Source organism: Neobacillus drentensis (assembly GCF_036965425.1).
GTDB classification, from domain to species: domain Bacteria; phylum Bacillota; class Bacilli; order Bacillales; family Cytobacillaceae; genus Neobacillus; species Neobacillus drentensis_F.
This window is the reverse complement of the sequence record NZ_JBALPP010000083.1, coordinates 1-289: the sequence shown is the minus strand read 5'-3', so window position 1 is coordinate 289 and position 289 is coordinate 1.

Sequence of the window (289 nt, the reverse complement as noted above, 5' to 3'; positions counted from 1 at the left end):
GCACCCTATAGTTTAAGTATAGTTCTTCACAAATCAATTTTTATTTGGACATTATTCATAAATGAGTTGGGAATATTAGTGAAGAAATAATCAAAATAAAGAGGGCAAAAAATAATATATTGGCAGTAATCTCAATGACGATTTCAATTATAGCAGTGTTATTTTCCACTAAAAAATTAAGTAATATTGAAATATACTCTACTACTTTTTTTGCCTTATATTTAGATCTAATTACAGATGTTTATTTAGTTCTTAAATATGACCTATTTGGGTACTTTGGGGAAGGCGT